The organism is Pseudomonas sp. CFBP 8771 (assembly GCF_014841695.1).
In the GTDB taxonomy this organism is placed as follows: Bacteria; Pseudomonadota; Gammaproteobacteria; order Pseudomonadales; family Pseudomonadaceae; genus Aquipseudomonas; species Aquipseudomonas baltica.
The window spans coordinates 1-17,912 of record NZ_JACYUJ010000004.1 but is presented as its reverse complement, the minus strand read 5'-3'; the positions used below and the strand labels follow the sequence as shown (position 1 = coordinate 17,912).

4 protein-coding genes, 1 rRNA gene and 1 pseudogene are annotated in these 17,912 nt (G+C 62.3%); 3 read left to right on the top strand and 3 right to left on the bottom strand.

All coding sequences use genetic code 11. The annotated features are described in order from the left end of the window. Positions 1 to 546: 546 nt before the first annotated feature. Both IFT80_RS09950 and IFT80_RS09945 read left to right on the top strand, forming a co-directional pair. Complete coding sequence (locus IFT80_RS09950; RefSeq protein WP_192137478.1) at positions 547 to 13,551, top strand: retention module-containing protein; 13,005 nt, start codon at positions 547 to 549, stop codon at positions 13,549 to 13,551. Positions 13,552 to 13,672: 121 nt separating this feature from the next. Continuing rightward, on the top strand, positions 13,673 to 14,011 hold the full coding sequence (locus IFT80_RS09945) for a tryptophan synthase subunit beta (protein WP_122480651.1): 339 nt from the start codon (positions 13,673 to 13,675) through the stop codon (positions 14,009 to 14,011). Positions 14,012 to 14,083: 72 nt separating this feature from the next. Here the strand turns inward: IFT80_RS09945 and lapD are convergent, their stop codons facing one another. Together lapD and lapG are read right to left on the bottom strand one after the other, a co-directional pair. Then, positions 14,084 to 16,036: a cyclic di-GMP receptor LapD gene (gene lapD / locus IFT80_RS09940; RefSeq protein WP_192058787.1), complete on the bottom strand. Its 1,953-nt coding sequence runs from the start codon at positions 16,034 to 16,036 to the stop codon at positions 14,084 to 14,086. 11 nt (positions 16,037 to 16,047) lie between these two features. After that, complete coding sequence (gene lapG, locus IFT80_RS09935) at positions 16,048 to 16,710, bottom strand: cysteine protease LapG (RefSeq protein WP_240998858.1); 663 nt, start codon at positions 16,708 to 16,710, stop codon at positions 16,048 to 16,050. Between the two features lie 260 nt (positions 16,711 to 16,970). Between lapG and IFT80_RS09930 the strand changes: the two are divergent. Beyond that, a pseudogene (locus tag IFT80_RS09930) lies at positions 16,971 to 17,588 on the top strand (GntR family transcriptional regulator); the annotation flags it as partial. Positions 17,589 to 17,662: 74 nt separating this feature from the next. On the opposite strand, the gene rrf reads toward IFT80_RS09930, so the two are convergent. After that, positions 17,663 to 17,778 (bottom strand): 5S ribosomal RNA (gene rrf, locus IFT80_RS09925). Between the last annotated feature and the right edge of the window lie 134 nt (positions 17,779 to 17,912).

Here is a 17,912-nt window from a genome sequence, read left to right as displayed (position 1 = left end):
AGTATTGCGAACTTTCCAATGCGATATATGTCCATCGGTCGGCACTATCAGTGCGGCATTCATCGATGACTTGCCAACATGCGTTTCACATCCATGACTTGCATAATTGGCGCAGGGCTGACCTCGCGCTCATGCACAGGCTGCGCGGCGCCCAACCTGTGCCTGGCAGGATTCGTGCTACGTGCAGCCTGTGGTCAGGCCAAGTAGCGCGGACATCTCTCGTGTCGTCCCTGCGATATTTCACAAGCGACTTTTTTTGTCACATCCATCTGCAAAAAACGTCAGTCGCAGCCGTCTTGACGTCAATGAACTCACCCTGTTGAGGCGTTTTGCATAGCCGAGAAATATCAATGTGACATTACACAATGGATTGTTTAGGATGGCGCCAAATAGGTCAATACATTGTCAGAAAGTTCATTTCTGCGAATTTTAGACAATTAGTTGGCGTCAATATTACAGCATAAAAATGTACCGAATGCCCGTCGCCGTCTTTGGTGATGTTCAGGCACCGTACCAACGAATGGTCACCCCCGGAGAGTCCCCTACATGAGCAGTGTTGTTGCCATCGTCAAAAGCATTGTTGGCCAAGTGTTCGCAGTATCCCCAGAGGGGATTCGCCGTGTGCTCATCGAAGGGGATCGTCTGTTCGCCGGGGAGCAGGTGGTTACCGGCGCGGCGGGTGCCGTTACGCTGGAGCTGGCTGACGGCCGCACCATCGATCTGGGGCGCGAGACGCAATGGAGCGCCAACACCCCGGACTCCAGCACTGATCTGAGCGCGGCCACTGCCCAGGCGGCCCCTTCGGTAGCGGAATTGCAGCAGGCCATCGCGGCCGGCGCTGACCCTACCCAAGACCTCGAAGCCACCGCTGCGGGCCCCGGCGCCAATGACACCGGCGGTGAAGGCGGCGGCAGTCACAGCTTCGTATTGCTCAGTGAAACCGCGGGTGAAGTCGATCCAACCGTGGGCTATCCCACCGAAGGCCCGAACGGCGCTGCAGGTCCGAACGCGCGGGAGATCGTGGGCGATACCAACCCGATCAACGCTGATACCGATGCCGACGGGCCAGTCCTGCGTACCGCTACGCTGACCGTGACCGCGACTACCGCCATCACCGAAGCCGGCGGCGTGATCACCTACACCGCCACCCTGACCCAGGCGCCGTCCAGCGACCTGACCGTCACCTTGTCCAACGGCCAGTCGGTGCTCATCCCCGCAGGCCAGACCACGGGCGCGGTCAACGTCACCGTACCGGACACCAACACGCCGTATATCGACCCGTCGCAGATTTCCGTGGTGGTCACCGGTACCACGGGCGGTGGCGATCTGGTGGTCACTACCGACCCGACCCCAGCCGTTACCCGTGTCGACGACACCATCGACGTCACCACCGTGACCCTGACCGTGGGCAACAACCCGGTCACCGAAGGCACCACCATCACCTACACCGCCGTGCTCACCAACCCGGCGCAGACGCCGGTGACCGTGACCCTTTCCAACGGCTCCACCATCACTATCCCGGCAGGCCAGTCCTCGGGGTCGGTCGATGTCGCCGCGCCGGCCAATGACGTCTACAACAACCCGACGACCATCAACACCACGATCACCGGTGCTACCGGCGGCAACTTCGAAAGCCTGGTGCCGAGCACGACGCCTGCGGTGGTCAACATCGTCGACTCGATCGACACTACGACCATCGTTCTGACCGCTGCGGTCCCTGCGGGTGGCGCCCTGGAAAACGGCACTATCGTCTACACCGCTACCATCGGTGCGCCAGTGACTGGCTCGCCTGTTGTCGTGACCCTGTCGAACAACCAGACCATCACCATTGGTGTGGGCGAAACCAGCGGTTCGGTTTCCTTCCCTCTGGGCAACGATGTCTACAACGGCGCTGACACAGTCAGTACCGCGATCACCGGCGTAACCGGTGGCAACTATGAGCAACTGACTCCGAACACCACTCCGGTAGTAACGCTAGTCGGCGATAGCATCGACGTCACCAACGTTGTCCTGACCGCTACCGTCCCTGCGGGCGGCGCTCTGGAAAACGGCACCATCCTCTATACCGCCACCGTTGGCGCGACAGTGACTAACTCCCCTGTCGTCGTCACTCTGTCGAACGGCCAGACCATCACCATCGGTGTGGGCGAAACCAGCGGCACCGTTTCCTTCCCTCTGGGCAACGATGTCTACAACGGCGCTGACACCGTTAGCACTGCCATCACCGGCGTAACCGGTGGTGACTTCGAACAGCTCACCCCGAACACCACCCCAGTCGTGACGCCAGTGGGCGACAGCATCGACGTGACCAACGTCGTGCTCACCGCCACCGTCCCTGCGGGCGGCGCTCTGGAAAACGGCACCATCGTCTACACCGCCACCGTCGGTGCGCCAGTGACTGGCTCCCCGGTTGTAGTGACTCTGTCGAACAGCCAGATCATCACCATTGCCGTAGGCGAAACCAGCGGCACGGTTTCTTTCCCTCTGGGCAATGACGTCTACAACGGCGCTGACACCATCAGCACTGCGATCACCGGCGTAACCGGTGGCAACTTCGAGCAGCTGACTCCAATCACCACCCCGGTCGTGACGCCAGTGGGCGACAGCATCGATGTGACCAACGTCGTGCTCACCGCTACCGTCCCTGCGGGCGGCGCCTTGGAAAACGGCACCATCCTCTACACCGCCACCGTCGGCGCGCCCGTTACTGGCTCCCCGGTCGTCGTGACCCTGTCGAACAGCCAGATCATCACCATCGCCGTTGGCGAAACCAGCGGCACGGTCTCCTTCGCGCTGGGCAACGACGTCTACAACGGTGCGGACACTGTTTCCACAGCCATCACCGGCGTAACCGGTGGCAACTTCGAACAGCTGACCCCGATCACCACTCCGGTCGTGACGCCAGTCGGCGACAGCATCGACGTCACCAACGTTGTGCTGACCGCTACCGTCCCTGCGGGCGGCGCCTTGGAAAACGGCACCATCCTCTACACCGCCACCGTCGGCGCGCCTGTCACTGGTTCCCCAGTCGTCGTCACCCTGTCGAACAGCCAGATCATCACCATCGCTGTTGGCGAAACCAGCGGTTCGGTTTCCTTCCCTCTGGGCAACGACGTCTACAACGGTGCCGACACCATCAGCACCGCAATCACCAGCGCCACCGGTGGCGACTACGAACAACTGACTCCAATCACCACCCCAGTCGTGACGCCAGTCGGCGACAGCATCGACGTGACCAACGTCGTACTGACCGCCACCGTCCCTACAGGCGGCGCTCTGGAAAACGGCACCATCCTCTACACCGCCACCGTCGGCGCGCCTGTCACCGGCGCGCCGGTTGTCGTTACCCTGTCGAATAACCAGACCATTACCATCGGTGTGGGTGAAACCAGCGGCACCGTTTCTTTCCCTCTGGGCAATGACGTTTACAACGGTGCGGACACCATCAGCACTGCCATCACTGGCGTGACTGGCGGCAACTTCGAACAACTGACGCCGATCACCACCCCGGTCGTGACGCCAGTGGGCGACAGCATTGATGTGACCAACGTCGTACTGACCGCAACCGTCCCTGCGGGCGGCGCCCTGGAAAACGGCACCATCCTCTACACCGCCACCGTCGGCGCGCCCGTCACCGGTACGCCGGTTGTCGTTACCCTGTCGAATAACCAGACCATCACCATCGCCGTTGGCGAAACCAGCGGCACGGTTTCCTATGCGCTGGGCAATGACGTCTACATAGGCGCCGACACGATCAGCACCGCGATCACCGGTGTAACCGGCGGCAACTTCGAACAGCTGACCCCGATCACCACGCCAGTCGTAACCCCGGTTGGCGATATCATCGATGTCACCACCATCGGCCTCACCGGCGATGCGTCGGTCACCGAAGGCCAGTCGGCGACCTATACCCTGACATTGAGCAACCCGACCAATGTCGACACGCAGATCACCCTGAACCTGAGCTACGGCGGCACTGCTTCGCGCAGCGACTTCCAAGGTCCGGATACGATCACCGTGACCATCCCGCGCGGCCAGACCAGCGTGCAATTCCAACTGCCGATCCTCGATGACAGCCTGGTGGAAGGCCGCGAGAACGTCGTGGTGACCATTGCCACGCCGACCGGCGACAACTTCGAAAGCCTGGTGGTCGATCCCCAGGCATCCAGCGTCGACACCACGATCATCGATAACGATGCTCCTGTGGTGGGTGACAACGACGGCGTTCCAGGCAACAAACTGACGGGCACCGAAGACACCGTACTGGCACTGGACTGGGCCTCGTTCAACATCCAGCCGACCGCCAACCCCGGCCTCGACCTGGGCATCAAGTTCACCAGCCTGCCGGCGAACGGCTCGCTGCAGTTCAACGACGGCACGGGCTGGAGAGACCTGACCCAGGCCGATCTGGGCACCACCTTCAGCAAGGCCCAGATCGACACCGGCGCACTGCGTTTTGTCCCGGTAGCCGACGAGTCGGGCAGCGACGCCTACAACAACGGTGGCACGGGCGACCAGCGCAGCGATTACGCCAACTTCACCTTCACCCCGACGGTCGATGCCCTGGTGGGCAAGCCGGGCACCATGGTCATCGACATCAGGCCGGTGGCTGACGTCCCCGTGCTGTCCGTAGCCCAGGGCATCTCCGGCCTGATCAAGTACACCTACACCGACTTGCAGGGCCTGGGCACCAACGGCGAAGGCGCTGATCCTGCGCTGATCAAGTCCACCATCGAAGCGGCCGGCAGCCGTCCGGGCGTGATCATTTCCGATGTGGGCGACGCCAACATCGTGCAGGGCACCGGGACCAAGGTCACCGGCCTGATCTTCCTCGAAGCCGGCAAGACCTACACCTTCAGCGGCAAGGCCGACGACGGCCTGCTGATCAACGTTGGCGGCAAAGACCTGGACGGCGCTCACTGGGGCGCAGGTATCGATCCAACCTCGGGCGACTACAGCGGCAGCATCACGCCGACCGAAACCGGCTACTACAGCATCGACCTGTACCACTACAACCAGAACGGCCCAGGCTTCTACGGCCTGAACCTCTCGGTCGACCAAGGTCCTGCGACCTCGATCGGCCAGAGCGGCGTGCCGGTCTACAGCGATATCAGCGACATCATCAAGCAGGGTATCGATGTGGTTCCGCACGTCGACGCCAATGGCGATGGCTACTATGCCGGCTACGAACTGAACCACGGCGCCGAAGACACCGCGATCCAGCTGAGCTCCATCGTTGTTTCCTTCGGCGATGTGCGCGACGGCTCCGAGCAGCACGTTCTGCAGATCAGCGGCATTCCGGTCGGTGCAGAACTGCGTGACGCCGCTGGCCACAGCTACACGGCCCAAGCCGGCGGCAACGGCACGGCCAACATCACCGACTGGGATCTGACTACCCTGACGTTCACCCCACCGACCGATTTCAACGGCACCGTGGCCCTGACCGTCACCGCCATCGCCACCGAAAACGCCGACCCGGCGAACCCGGCGTCGGTCAGCCAGCAATTGAACGTCATTGTGGACCCGGTCACCGACGTGACCAACGTGGTCCTCACTGCCGAAGTTCCAGCAGGCGGCGCTGTCGAGAACGGCACCATCGTCTACACCGCCACCGTCGATTCGCCGGTGACCGGCGCACCCGTGGTGGTCACCCTGTCCAACAGTCAGGTAATCACCATCGCAGTCGGCGCCACCAGCGGTTCGGTGTCCTATGTCATCGGCAACGATGTGTACAAGGGCGCTGATACCGTCAGCACTGCAATCACCGGTGTGAGCGGCGGCACCTACGAGCAACTGACCCCGAACACAACCCCGGTCGTGACCCCGGTCGGCGACAGCATCGACGTGACCACCATCGGCCTGACCGGCGATGCGTCGGCCACCGAAGGCCAGTCGGCCGTCTACACCCTGACCCTGAGCAACCCGACCAACACCGACACCCAGGTGACCCTGAACCTGACCTACGGCGGCAGCGCGACACGTGCCGATTACCAAGGTCAGGACAGCATCACCGTGACCATTCCGAAGGGCCAGACCAGCGTCCAGTTCCAGCTGCCCATCGTCGATGACAGCTTGGTCGAAGGTCGCGAAAACGTCGTGGTGACCATCGCCACGCCGACCGGCGACAACTTCGAAAGCCTGGTGGTCAACCCGCAGGCTGCCAGCGTCAACACCGCCATCATCGACAACGATGCTCCGGTGGTCGGCGACAATGGCGACAACAACGGCGTGGCGGGCAACAAGCTCAGCGGTACCGAAGACACCGCTGTGGCGCTGAACTGGGCCTCGTTCAACATCCAGCCGACGGCCAACCCCGGCCTCGACCTGGGCATCAAGTTCACCAGCCTGCCGGTCAACGGCTCGCTGCAACTCCAAAACGACAATGGCGAGTGGAGAGACCTGACCCAGGCCGACGTGGGCACCACCTTCACCAAGGCCCAGATCGACAACGGCGCACTGCGCTTTGTGCCGGTAGCCGACGAGTCGGGCAGCGATGCCTACAACAACGACGGCACCGGTGATCAGCGCAGCGACTACGCCAGCTTCACCTTTACCCCGACGGTCGATGCCCTGGTGGGCAAGCCGGGCACCGTTACCATCGACATTGCGCCGGTGGCCGACGCACCGATCCTCAGCCTGACCCCGGGCTACGTCGTTCCGACCGGGCTGATCAAGTACACCTACACCGACCTGCAGGGCCTGGGCACGACCGGCGAAGGCGCCGATCCCGCGCAGATCAAGTCCACCATCGAAGCGGCAGGCAGCCGTCCGGGCGTGGTCATCGCCGATGTCGGTGACAGCAACATCGTGCAGGGCACCGGGACCAAGGTCACCGGCTTGATCTTCCTCGAAGCCGGCAAGGTCTACACCTTCAGCGGCAAGGCCGACGACGGCCTGCTGATCAACGTTGGCGGCAAGGACCTGGGCACCGCCCATTGGGGTGCCGGTGTCGACCCGACCTCGGGTGACTTCAGCGGCAGCATCACGCCCGCTGAAACCGGCTACTACAGCCTCGACCTGTACCATCACAACCAGAACGGTCCAGGCTTCTACGACCTGAACCTGTCGGTCGACCAGGGTCCTGCGACCTCGATCGGTCAGAGCGGCGTGCCGCTGTACACCGACATTGCCGACCTGGTGAACCAGGGCATCAACGTCACCTCGCACGTCGACGCCAATGGCGACGGTTACTACGCCGGCTACGAACTGAATCACGGTGCCGAAGACACCGCCATCCAGCTGAGCACCATCAACGTCTCGTTCGGCGATACACGTGACGGCTCTGAACAGCACGTGCTGCAGATCAGCGGCATCCCGGTGGGTGCAGTGCTGCGTGACGGCGCCAACCACAGCTACCTTTCCAACGACGGCGGCACCGGTACAGCCGACATCACTGGCTGGGACCTGAAAACCCTGAGCATCACGCCACCGGCCAACTACAACGGCACTCTGGCCTTGACCGTTACGGCCACTGCCACCGAAAGCGCCGATGTCGCCAATCCAGCGTCGGTCAGCCAGCCGTTGAACGTCATCGTCGACCCCGTCACCGACGTCACCAATGTCGTGCTCACGGCACAAACGCCTGCAGGCGGCGTGCTGGAAAACGGCACCATCGTCTACACCGCGACCGTAGGTGACACCGTGACCGGCACACCGGTCGTCGTGACGCTGTCGAACAACCAGACCATCACCATTCCCGTGGGTCAGACGTCGGGTTCGGTGTCCTACGTGGTTGGCAACGATGTGTACAAAGGCGCCGACTCGATCTCCACCACGATCACTGGCGCCACCGGCGGCACCTACGAGCAACTGACCCCGAACACCACCCCGGTCGTGACCCCGGTCGGCGACAGCATCGACGTGACCACCATCGGGCTGACTGGCGATGCGTCGGCTACCGAAGGCCAGTCGGCCGTCTACACCCTGACCCTGAGCAACCCGACCAACACCGACACCCAGGTGACCCTGAACCTGACCTACGGCGGCAGCGCGACACGTGCCGATTACCAAGGTCAGGACAGCATCACCGTGACCATTCCGAAGGGCCAGACCAGCGTCCAGTTCCAGCTGCCCATCGTCGATGACAGCCTGGTCGAAGGTCGCGAAAACGTCGTGGTGACCATCGCCACGCCAACCGGCGACAACTTCGAAAGCCTGGTGGTCAACCCGCAGGCTGCCAGCGTCAACACCGCCATCATCGACAACGATGCTCCGGTAGTCGGCGACAACGGCGACAACGGCGACAACAACGGCGTGGCGGGCAACAAGCTCAGCGGCACCGAGGACACCGCCGTGGCACTGGACTGGGCCTCGTTCAACATCCAGCCAACCGCCAACCCCGGCCTCGACCTGGGTATCAAGTTCACCAGCCTGCCGGCGAACGGCTCGCTGCAGTTCAACGACGGCACGGGCTGGAGAGATCTGACCCAGGCCGACGTGGGCACTACCTTCAGCAAGGCCCAGATCGACACCGGCGTCCTGCGCTTTGTCCCGGTGGCCGACGAGTCGGGCAGCGATGCCTACAACAACGCCGGCACCGGTGATCAGCGCAGCGACTACGCCAGCTTCACCTTTACCCCGACGGTCGATGCCCTGGTGGGCAAGCCGGGCACCGTCACCATCGACATCGCGCCGGTGGCCGACGCGCCGATCCTGAGCCTGACCCCGGGCTACGTCGTTCCGACCGGTCTGATCAAGTACACCTACACCGACCTGCAGGGCCTGGGCACGACCGGCGAAGGCGCCGATCCCGCGCAGATCAAGTCCACCATCGAAGCAGCAGGCAGTCGTCCGGGCGTGGTCATCGCCGATGTCGGTGACACCAACATCGTGCAAGGCACCGGGACCAAGGTCACCGGCGTGATCTTCCTCGAAGCCGGCAAGACCTACACCTTCAGCGGCAAGGCCGACGACGGCCTGCTGATCAACGTTGGCGGCAAGGACCTGGGCACCGCCCATTGGGGTGCCGGTGTCGACCCAACCTCGGGCGATTTCAGCGGCAGCATCACGCCGGCTGAAACCGGCTACTACAGCCTCGACCTGTACCATCACAACCAGAACGGTCCAGGCTTCTACGACCTGAACCTGTCGGTCGACCAGGGTCCTGCGACCTCGATCGGTCAGAGCGGCGTGCCGCTGTACACCGACATCGCCGACCTGGTGAACCAGGGCATCACCGTCACCTCGCACGTCGACGGCAATGGTGATGGCTACTACGCCGGCTACGAACTGAACCACGGCGCCGAAAACACTGCGATCCAGTTGAGCACCATCAACGTGACTTTTGGCGACACCGCCGATAAATCCGAGCAGCATGTGCTTCAGATCAGCGGTATCCCGGAGGGCGCGGTGCTGCGCGACGGTGCCAACCATAGCTATGTTTCCGAAGCCGGTGGCAACGGCACGGCCGATATCACCCAGTGGGATCTGAAGACCCTCACCATCACGCCGCCGACCGACTTCATCGGCACTCTGGCCCTGACAGTCAAGGCCATCGCCACCGAGAGCGCTGACTTGGCCAACCCTGCGTCGGTCACCCAGCCGCTCAACGTCATCGTCGACGCCGTGAACACCGCGCCAGTGGTGGTCATGGACGAGCAGGTAGTCTTCAACGAAGGCTCGGCAGAATCGGTCAACCTGGTCTCGGGCCTGAGCATCAGCGACAAGGACAACAGCGCCGGCGATCAACTGCAGGGTGCGAAGATCGTCATCCAGAACACCATGGCCGGTGACACCCTGAGCTCGGCGTTCGAAACCGGTAATGGCACCACTGCCCAGGGCATTGGCTACAAGGTCGGTGGCGTTGCCAGCGATGGCACCATGACCATCACCCTGGAAGGCATGGCCAGCCGTGCCGCGTATCAGGAGCTGATCAACTCGATCAAGTTCCAGGCGACCGGCGAGCATCCGGAAAGCACCGTGCGCCAGGTGTCGGTCGAAGTGACCGATACTGGCGTGCAGAGCAATGGCGTGAACGGCGCGACTTCGGTGGTCGCCAACAGCATGCTGGCAGTCAAGCCAGCGGTGGTCGTGACCCTGTCCGCCGAACCGCAGGCAGTCGAAGGCGGTGTGATCAAATACACCGCGACCCTGACCGACCTGCACGGCAATACCGTCAACGCCCTGGAAACCGTCCGGGTCGACATCGGCAATGGCGACAGCATCAGCATTGCCAAAGGTGCCTCGGCAAGCGCCATCACGGTCGCTGCGCCGCTGGATGACGTCTACAAGGATGCCGACTCGGTCAGCCGCACTATCCAAAATGTGACCGGTGGCGGCGACGTCACGCTGGTCCCAGGCACCACGCCGGTCAATGTGCTGGTAAACGACACCATCGACGCCACCAAGGTCACCTTGAACGCCACCTCGGCGGTCAACGACGGCGGCGTGATCACGTACACCGCCACGCTCGACCATGCCGCCGACAAGGCATTGAAACTGGTACTGTCGAACGGCCAGACCATCGATATCGCTGCCAATGCCAAGCAAGGCTTCGTCAACTACACGGTGGGCAACGATGCATCGCGCGCCGGTATCCTGACCGTTGCCATTGCCGGCATCGCCAGCGCTGCCGACGGCAAGCTGATCGACGGCAACTTCGAAAACCTGCAGTACCAGGGCGTTTCGGCCACCACCGCCGTAACCGGTCCACAAACCACCATCGGTATCACGGGCGCCGAGCGGATCATCGAAGGTCAGTCGGCGATCTACACCCTGACCCTGAGCAACGAAACCAAGAGCCAGGTTACCGTCACTCTGAACTACTCGGGCAAGGCCGCCAACGGCGCCGACTTCCAGGGTCAGACCACCGTGGTCATCGACGCCGACAAGTCCTCCGCGACCTTCCCCATCAGCGCCCTGAGCGATCAACTGCGCGAAGGCACCGAACAGCTGGTGGTGACCATCGACTCGGTCACCGGTGGCAACTTCCAGAGCCTGACCACAGATCCGGCCCACGCCAGTGTCGCCATCAACATCATCGACAACAACCTGGTGGTCGATACCGCCACGGTCGATGAAGGCGTCACACTGAACGGCAACGTGCTGACCAATGATCGCGACGGCGACAACAGCCTGACCGTGGCCAAGTTCAGCATCGGCGGCACCAGCTACGCGATGGACGCCAGCGGCCATGCCTCGGCGCCGGTCACCGCAACCGTCGGCAACCAGTCGGTAACGGTCGGCAACCTGACCATCGCCAGCGATGGCAGCTACACCTACACCCCGATCAAGGCCTACGAAAACTGGAGCGGCAGCCTGCCGACGGTCACCTACACCACTGATACCGGTGCCGTGAGCACCTTGAACGTCACCGTGGCGCCCGTCAGCGACACCCCGCTGCTCAGCGTTGCCAGCCCGACCACCTGGTCGCTGGCAGCCGATGCCAACACCGTTACCAGCGCTCAGGTCAGCCAACTGGGCGAGGCATGGAAAACCAACAACGCCGGCAACTACATCGAGGTCAATCCCTACAGCGTCTACAACGGCACGGCCAGCACCACCAAGGTCATCGAACTGGAAGGCCGCGAAAGCGATGCCAGCGACCTCTACACCGTCGTGTCCAACGCCAAGGCCGGTTCCCTGTACACGCTGGACTTCGACTACTCGCCGCGTAAAGGCCATGAAGGCGATTCCGACATCAAGGTCATGTGGGGCGACAAGGTTGTGGCCGTGATCAACGGCACCACACCGGGCATGGTGCATTACAGCCTGCAATTGCCGGTGGACAGCACGGCGAGCAAGACCTTGACTTTCGCTTCGGTGGACAAGAACTCGTTCGGCGGCCTGCTGGACAACATTACGCTGGCCACCACCAGCAACACCGGCGTGGCCGGCAAGGCAATCGCGCTGTCAGCGATCTCTTCGGAACTGGTCGACCGTGACGGCTCCGAAACCCTGACCACGACCATCTCCAACATTCAGGCCGGTGCCACCCTCAGCGACGGTACCCACAGCTTCACCGCCAGCAGCACTGCCCAGACGGCGGATGTCAGCACCTGGAACCTGTCTGCCCTGACGCTTACCACCGCAGCCAACGCCCCGGTCGGCGACATCAACCTGAAGGTCAATGCCACTGCCAAGGACGGCAGTGCCGAGGCCGCATCGGCGGCCGAGCAAACGCTGACCGTGCACGTCGTGGCGACCCAGCAGAGCTACAGTGTGATCACCGGCAACGCCGGCACCGAAACGCTGGACGGTACCACCGGCCGCGACATCATCGTCGGCGACGTGACCCCGACCCAGACCCAGAACGGCGCCAGCTACAACATCGCCTACATCCTGGATCGCTCGGGCAGCATGAAGGACACCCTGGCCAGTGCGAAGGACTCGGTCGCCACCGCGATCCAGCAGCTCTCGCAGAACCTGGGCGGCGGCACGGTCAAGGTGACCATCGTCGACTTCGGCACCGACTCCAAGCAAGGCGCCACGCTGACGCTGACGCCGAACATGTCGGTGGATGCCATCAAGGCAGGCCTGGGCCTCAATGCGATCACGGCAACCGGTGGCACCAACTACGAGTCGGCGTTCTTCAAGGCGGCGACCTGGTTCAACGGTACCGAGGCCACCAGCAACACTGGCGCGGTGAAGCTCAGCTACCTGATCACCGACGGCGAACCGAACTACTACCTCGACGCTGCCGGCAATCGCCAGGGCAACGGCTCTACCACCACCAGTGCCGTCATCGATGGCTCCGCCGAAGGCTTCGCAGCCTTGGCCAAGGTGTCGACCGTGGAAGCCATCGGTGTTGGCAACAACGCCAACAGCGCCACCGTGGCAACCTTGCAGAAATTCGACAGCGATGGCGAAGTACAAAGCAAGATCGACGTCACCAATATCGCTGCGGCACTGAAAAACAGCCTCATCACTGCCGGTGGCGACACCATCAACGGCGGCGACGGTCACGACATCCTGTTCGGCGACACCATCTCCTTCACCAAGGCAGGCGTCACCACCGAGGGCACGACGGCGCTGAGCGAGTACGTGAAGTCGGTCACCAACACCAGCTCCGTCACCTCCGAGCAGGTGCATGACTACATCACCAAGCACGCCAGCGAGTTCAACGTCGGCGCTGCCAGCTCAGACGGCCAGGCCGGCCTGTTCACCGTCGCCAAGGGGGGCAACGACTTCCTCAACGGTGGTGATGGCAACGACATCATCTATGGCCAGCGCGGCGATGACACCATTCGCGGCGGCGCGGGCAACGACGTGCTCTTCGGCGGTGCCGGCAAAGATACGTTCGTGTGGAAGACCGGTGACGTAGGTACCGACACCATCAAGGACTTCAGCCATGCCGAGGGCGACAAGCTTGATCTGTCCGACCTGTTGCCATCGGACGCCGAGACCAACCTGGCGAACTACCTGAAGCTGAGCACCGACACGGCCGGCAACTCGACCCTGCAGATCAGCACCAAGGGCGGCATGACCTCGGCTTCGGCCACGGTCACGCCAGACGTCACCATCAAGGTCGACAATGCGCACTGGGGCAGCGGCACCGATGCCATCAAGTCGCTGATTTCCGGTGGCGACCTGCTGGTCAAGCACCACGACTGATGCAGTCGGCGGCCGGCCCAGCAAGTCGGCCGCCAGCGGCATCCACTGGTTCTGAATCCGTGTAATCTCTGCCGAGACTGCCCTGCAGTCTCGGCAGGTTTTTTTCGATGGGAGCGCTTCGATGTTCTACGTGCAACGCGATCGACAAGGTGCATTGGTCCGCGTGGAAGCGGCAGCCTTTGCCGAGGCCACAGAAACCCTGCCTGCCGATCATCATGAGATACAGGCGTGGTACGCCAACGATGTGGTCGAAACCAGCCTGAAACAGCTCAAGCAGAGCGATCTGGACATGATTCGGGTACTCGATGACCTGATCCAGGTACTGACCAGCAAAGGCATCATCCGTGTGACCGATCTACCGGCAGCGGCCCAGGCCAAGCTCAAGGATCGTTCCAGCGCACGGGTGGCGCTTGGCGGCCTGAATCAATTGATCAACGACGACGAAACCGGCTTGATCTGAAGCCTGCGTCCCCTCCACCACCGCGCCGGCAACGGCACGGTCCGAAGGTAGGCGAAGGCACGCGCAACAGCCCTAGCCAAGCTTCCAGGGCTGCGGCTCGCCCACCAGCTGTCCTTGGACGCCGGCAATACCCATCTCGCGAATCACCTGCAACTCCCCTTCCGTCTCGACCCGCTCGGCAATCAGCGGCAAGTCGATACTGTGCGCTGCCCGCTGAATGGCTTCGATGAACAGACGCTTGTGGCTTTCCTCGTTGATCGCGCGAATGTAGCTACCGTCGATCTTCAGGTAGCCAAGGCCCAGGTGGGCCAGGTTGCCGATCATGCTGAAACGCCCGCCAAAACGCTGCAGGCTCAGGCTGTAGCCCAGGCTGCGCAAACGCCGCGTGAGCTGCTCGAGCACGTTCTGCTCGGGAATCTGCTCCTCGCCTATCTCCAGGGTAAGGCGCGGGCCCAGGGCAGGATACTGCGCCAGTCTGTCGAACAAACCCTCCAGCGCCTGGGGATCGTTCAAAGTGGCCGCCGACAGGTTCAAGGCGAGTGTGGCATCGTGCTTGCGCAGATGCTCAAGGACCAGCTCCAGCATCAGCCGATCCAGTCGCGCCGACCAGCCGAAGCGTTCCAGCCAGGGCAGGAATCGCCCAGCAGCGACCGCCTGGCCCTGCTCGTCGATCAGCCGCGACAGCACCTTGTGATGCAGCACATGCGTGGTATCCACGCTGCTCACTACCGGCTGGAAGTACAGCTGGAAGCGGCCTTTGGCCAAGGCCTCGTCGAGCAGCATGTGCCAGGCGTGGTGATCGTTCTCCACGGTCGCCAGCGCCATGTGCTCCAGACACACCCAATTGCACTCGCCGGCACCCTCGGCTTGCGCCAGGGCCTCGTCCGCCAGCTTGAGCAATGCCTGCGGGTCGTCACCGGGGGTGTACGGCGCCAGTCCCAGGTGAGCCACCGGCAGCAGATCGGTAGCGCCGGTCTGCGCCAGACTGCGCAGGTTCGCGTCGAGCTCCTGAGCGAGCTGCTGCGCCTCTTCGCGCACCATGCCCGGTGCCAGTATGGAAAACTCGCCACCACGGCTGCGGGTGATCAGGTTGTGCGTCTCAGGGTGGCGCGCACAGGTGCGCAGCAACTGCTGCCCCACCGCCTGCAGCAACTGATCGGTTCGCTGTCCGCCCAGGCGCTGGTTGAGGCCCGCAAGGTCGTTGATGCGCAACAGCACCAGATAGCCTGCACTGGCTTCCTCGAGATTGCTGACACGGGTGTGCAGCTGCATCTCGAAATAGCGTCGGTTGGCCAGGCCCGTCAGACTGTCCTGGTACGACTCGATACGCAGCCGTTCGCTGCGCACGGTCTGCTCGTGGAACAGTGCCTTGAGTTTTTCCACCATCTGGTTCATCGCCTGCACCACCCGGCGCAGCTCGGGAGTGCGCGGCAGATCCGGCAGGCTGAGGAATTCCCTGCGCGCAATGGCGTGCGACTGCTCGACCATGTAGTCCAGCGGCTTCAGCTGGCGCCGCAACAGCAGCGCGCCCAGCGCGGCGCTGACCGCGCCGCACAGCAACAACCAGCCCAGGCTGCCCAACGCGCCCTGCCACAGCTTGGCCACGGCAAACATCGGGTGGCTGACCACCTCGACCCGGGCTGCCTGCTCCCAACCGCGGCTGACGATCGCGTCACCGCCGGCCGGCGCCAGGTTGATCATCTTGACGAACCAGGCCGGCACGCCGCTGCCGTCCGGCTCGGCCGCACGTTCGACGATGACACTGTCGTCCGCCAGGTTGACCACGCGAATACTGGCGTAATACCCGCTGTCGAAGATCGAGCTGACCATCAGTTCGACCATTGCCGGGTCATCGATATTGGGCGTGAGCGACAACGCCAGCGCCGTGGCCGCATCCTGGGCGTGGGAGCGCAGCTGGTTGACGTACTGAGTGCGCGAACTTTCCAGGCTGACCATGAAGCTGCCAGTGAAAGCCACCACCAGAAACAGGCATATCGCGATCAACAGTTGTTTGAACAGAGACATCGTTGCTCCACTTAATTATCCAGACTCGCCGGAAAGCCTTCTGCGGTCATTTTCTTCAGTACGTCCTGCCAACGCGACAGGCGCTTGGTATCCCCTACCTTCTTGTTGCCACCAGCGCCGGTGAGCCACAACCCCTCACCGTTGAAGGCGTAGACGGGCAGCAGGTCCTGGCGCTGGCTGGCAGGCAGAATTGGGTCCATCAGACTGTCCAGCACCAGGGGCATGGCCGTCGGTGTGGCGTAATAGGTGAGTACCATGTGCGCACGGTTCTGTCGCAACGCCTTGACGTAAGTGATGCGCAGCTTGTCGGCGGCAACGCCCAAATGGCGCAGGCTGAAGTACTTGGCGATCGCGTAGTCCTCGCAGTCGCCGGCACCCTTGAGCAGCGACTGCACCGGCGTGGCCCAATAGTCGACTTCGCGCCACAGATCGAGATCCTCTCGATACCGCAGTTGATGATTGAAGAACTGGTTCACCACTTCCAGCTGCTCGCCCTCGCTGAGCGGCTTCTGGGTTGCCAACAACCGTTGCCACGCATCAATGCGCTGCGCACCTTCACCTAAAGGCCCATACAGCGCCTCGGCACGGCGACTGATCTGATTGAAGTCCCAGTCGGCGCGAAGCCCGCCCAGCAACGTGCCTGCCAAGGCAAAGGCGATCGCGAGACAGCGCACCGTCTGTAGGTACTTCAGCCGTGTAACCAACGTGTTCGATCCGCCAGGGAGGCAATTCAGCCCACCATGGTGCGGGGGCGCATGACAAAAAACAATGGCACGATGAAATCACTTTCTCATGACCCTGTGCAGCCTGTTCGTCGCTTCGGCACTGCACTTCGTCTGGCTATCGGCTTGGCTGGGACGTTATTCAAACCTGCCATCTTTCAATGTGTAACTGCTTACGTCAGGATGGCGCAAATTGACTGAGGCTGTTTGGCGTGACTGAAAAATCCACTGTGCTGGCCAGCATCCTGGGCAGTGAACAGGTGCCCGCGCACTTGGCACGCTCGGTGATCGAAGAAAGGATTCGCGCAGCGATCTACGACGGGCGCCTGCCCTGTGGCATGGCCATCCGGCAGCAAGAACTCGCCACATTGTTCGGCGTCAGTCGAATGCCCGTGCGCGAAGCCCTGCGTCAACTCGAAGCACAAGGCCTGCTGAAAGTCGTGCATCACAAGGGCGCGGTGGTAGCCCCCCTGATCAACCACGATTCCGTGGAAACCTACGCCCTGCGCATGCTTCTGGAGTGCGAAGCCTTGCGCCTGTCGGTGCCCCTGCTGGAAGAGCCTGATTTCGCCTTCGCCCAGGACTGTATCGAGCGCCTGGAACGAACCTCGGACTACGTCGAGATCAGTCGTCTCAACCGGGCCTTCCACTGGACGCTTTACGCACAGGCCGGTAACCGCCGGTTGTTGAACCTAATAGATGAAGGGCTGATCGAGGAGGAGCGCTTCCTGCGCTTCAATCTGGAAGCCATGGGATTGCGCAACACGGCTCAGGACGATCACCGGAACCTGTTGCAGGCTGCAAGACAGCGCGATGCAGTACGGGCTGTCNAGCGAAATATTGGGACTTCTACTTATAGACAAAACCCCTACCTGCTTGCGCAGATAGGGGTTTCGGAATTGAATCTTGACGATGACCTACTCTCACATGGGGAAACCCCACACTACCATCGGCGATGCATCGTTTCACTGCTGAGTTCGGGATGGGATCAGGTGGTTCCAATGCTCTATGGTCGTCAAGAAATTCCGTGTGCCGGGTTGGCTTAGCCAACCTCAGCGAAATATTGGGACTTCTACTTATAGACAAAACCCCTACCTGCTTGCGCAGATAGGGGTTTCGGAATTGAATCTTGACGATGACCTACTCTCACATGG

Coding starts and splice junctions, on each gene's coding strand:
- IFT80_RS09950 (WP_192137478.1), top strand. CDS start 547: ATGAGCAGTGTTGTTGCCATCGTCAAAAGCATTGTTGGCCAAGTGTTC.
- IFT80_RS09945 (WP_122480651.1), top strand. CDS start 13,673: ATGTTCTACGTGCAACGCGATCGACAAGGTGCATTGGTCCGCGTGGAA.
- lapD (WP_192058787.1), bottom strand. CDS start 16,036: ATGTCTCTGTTCAAACAACTGTTGATCGCGATATGCCTGTTTCTGGTG.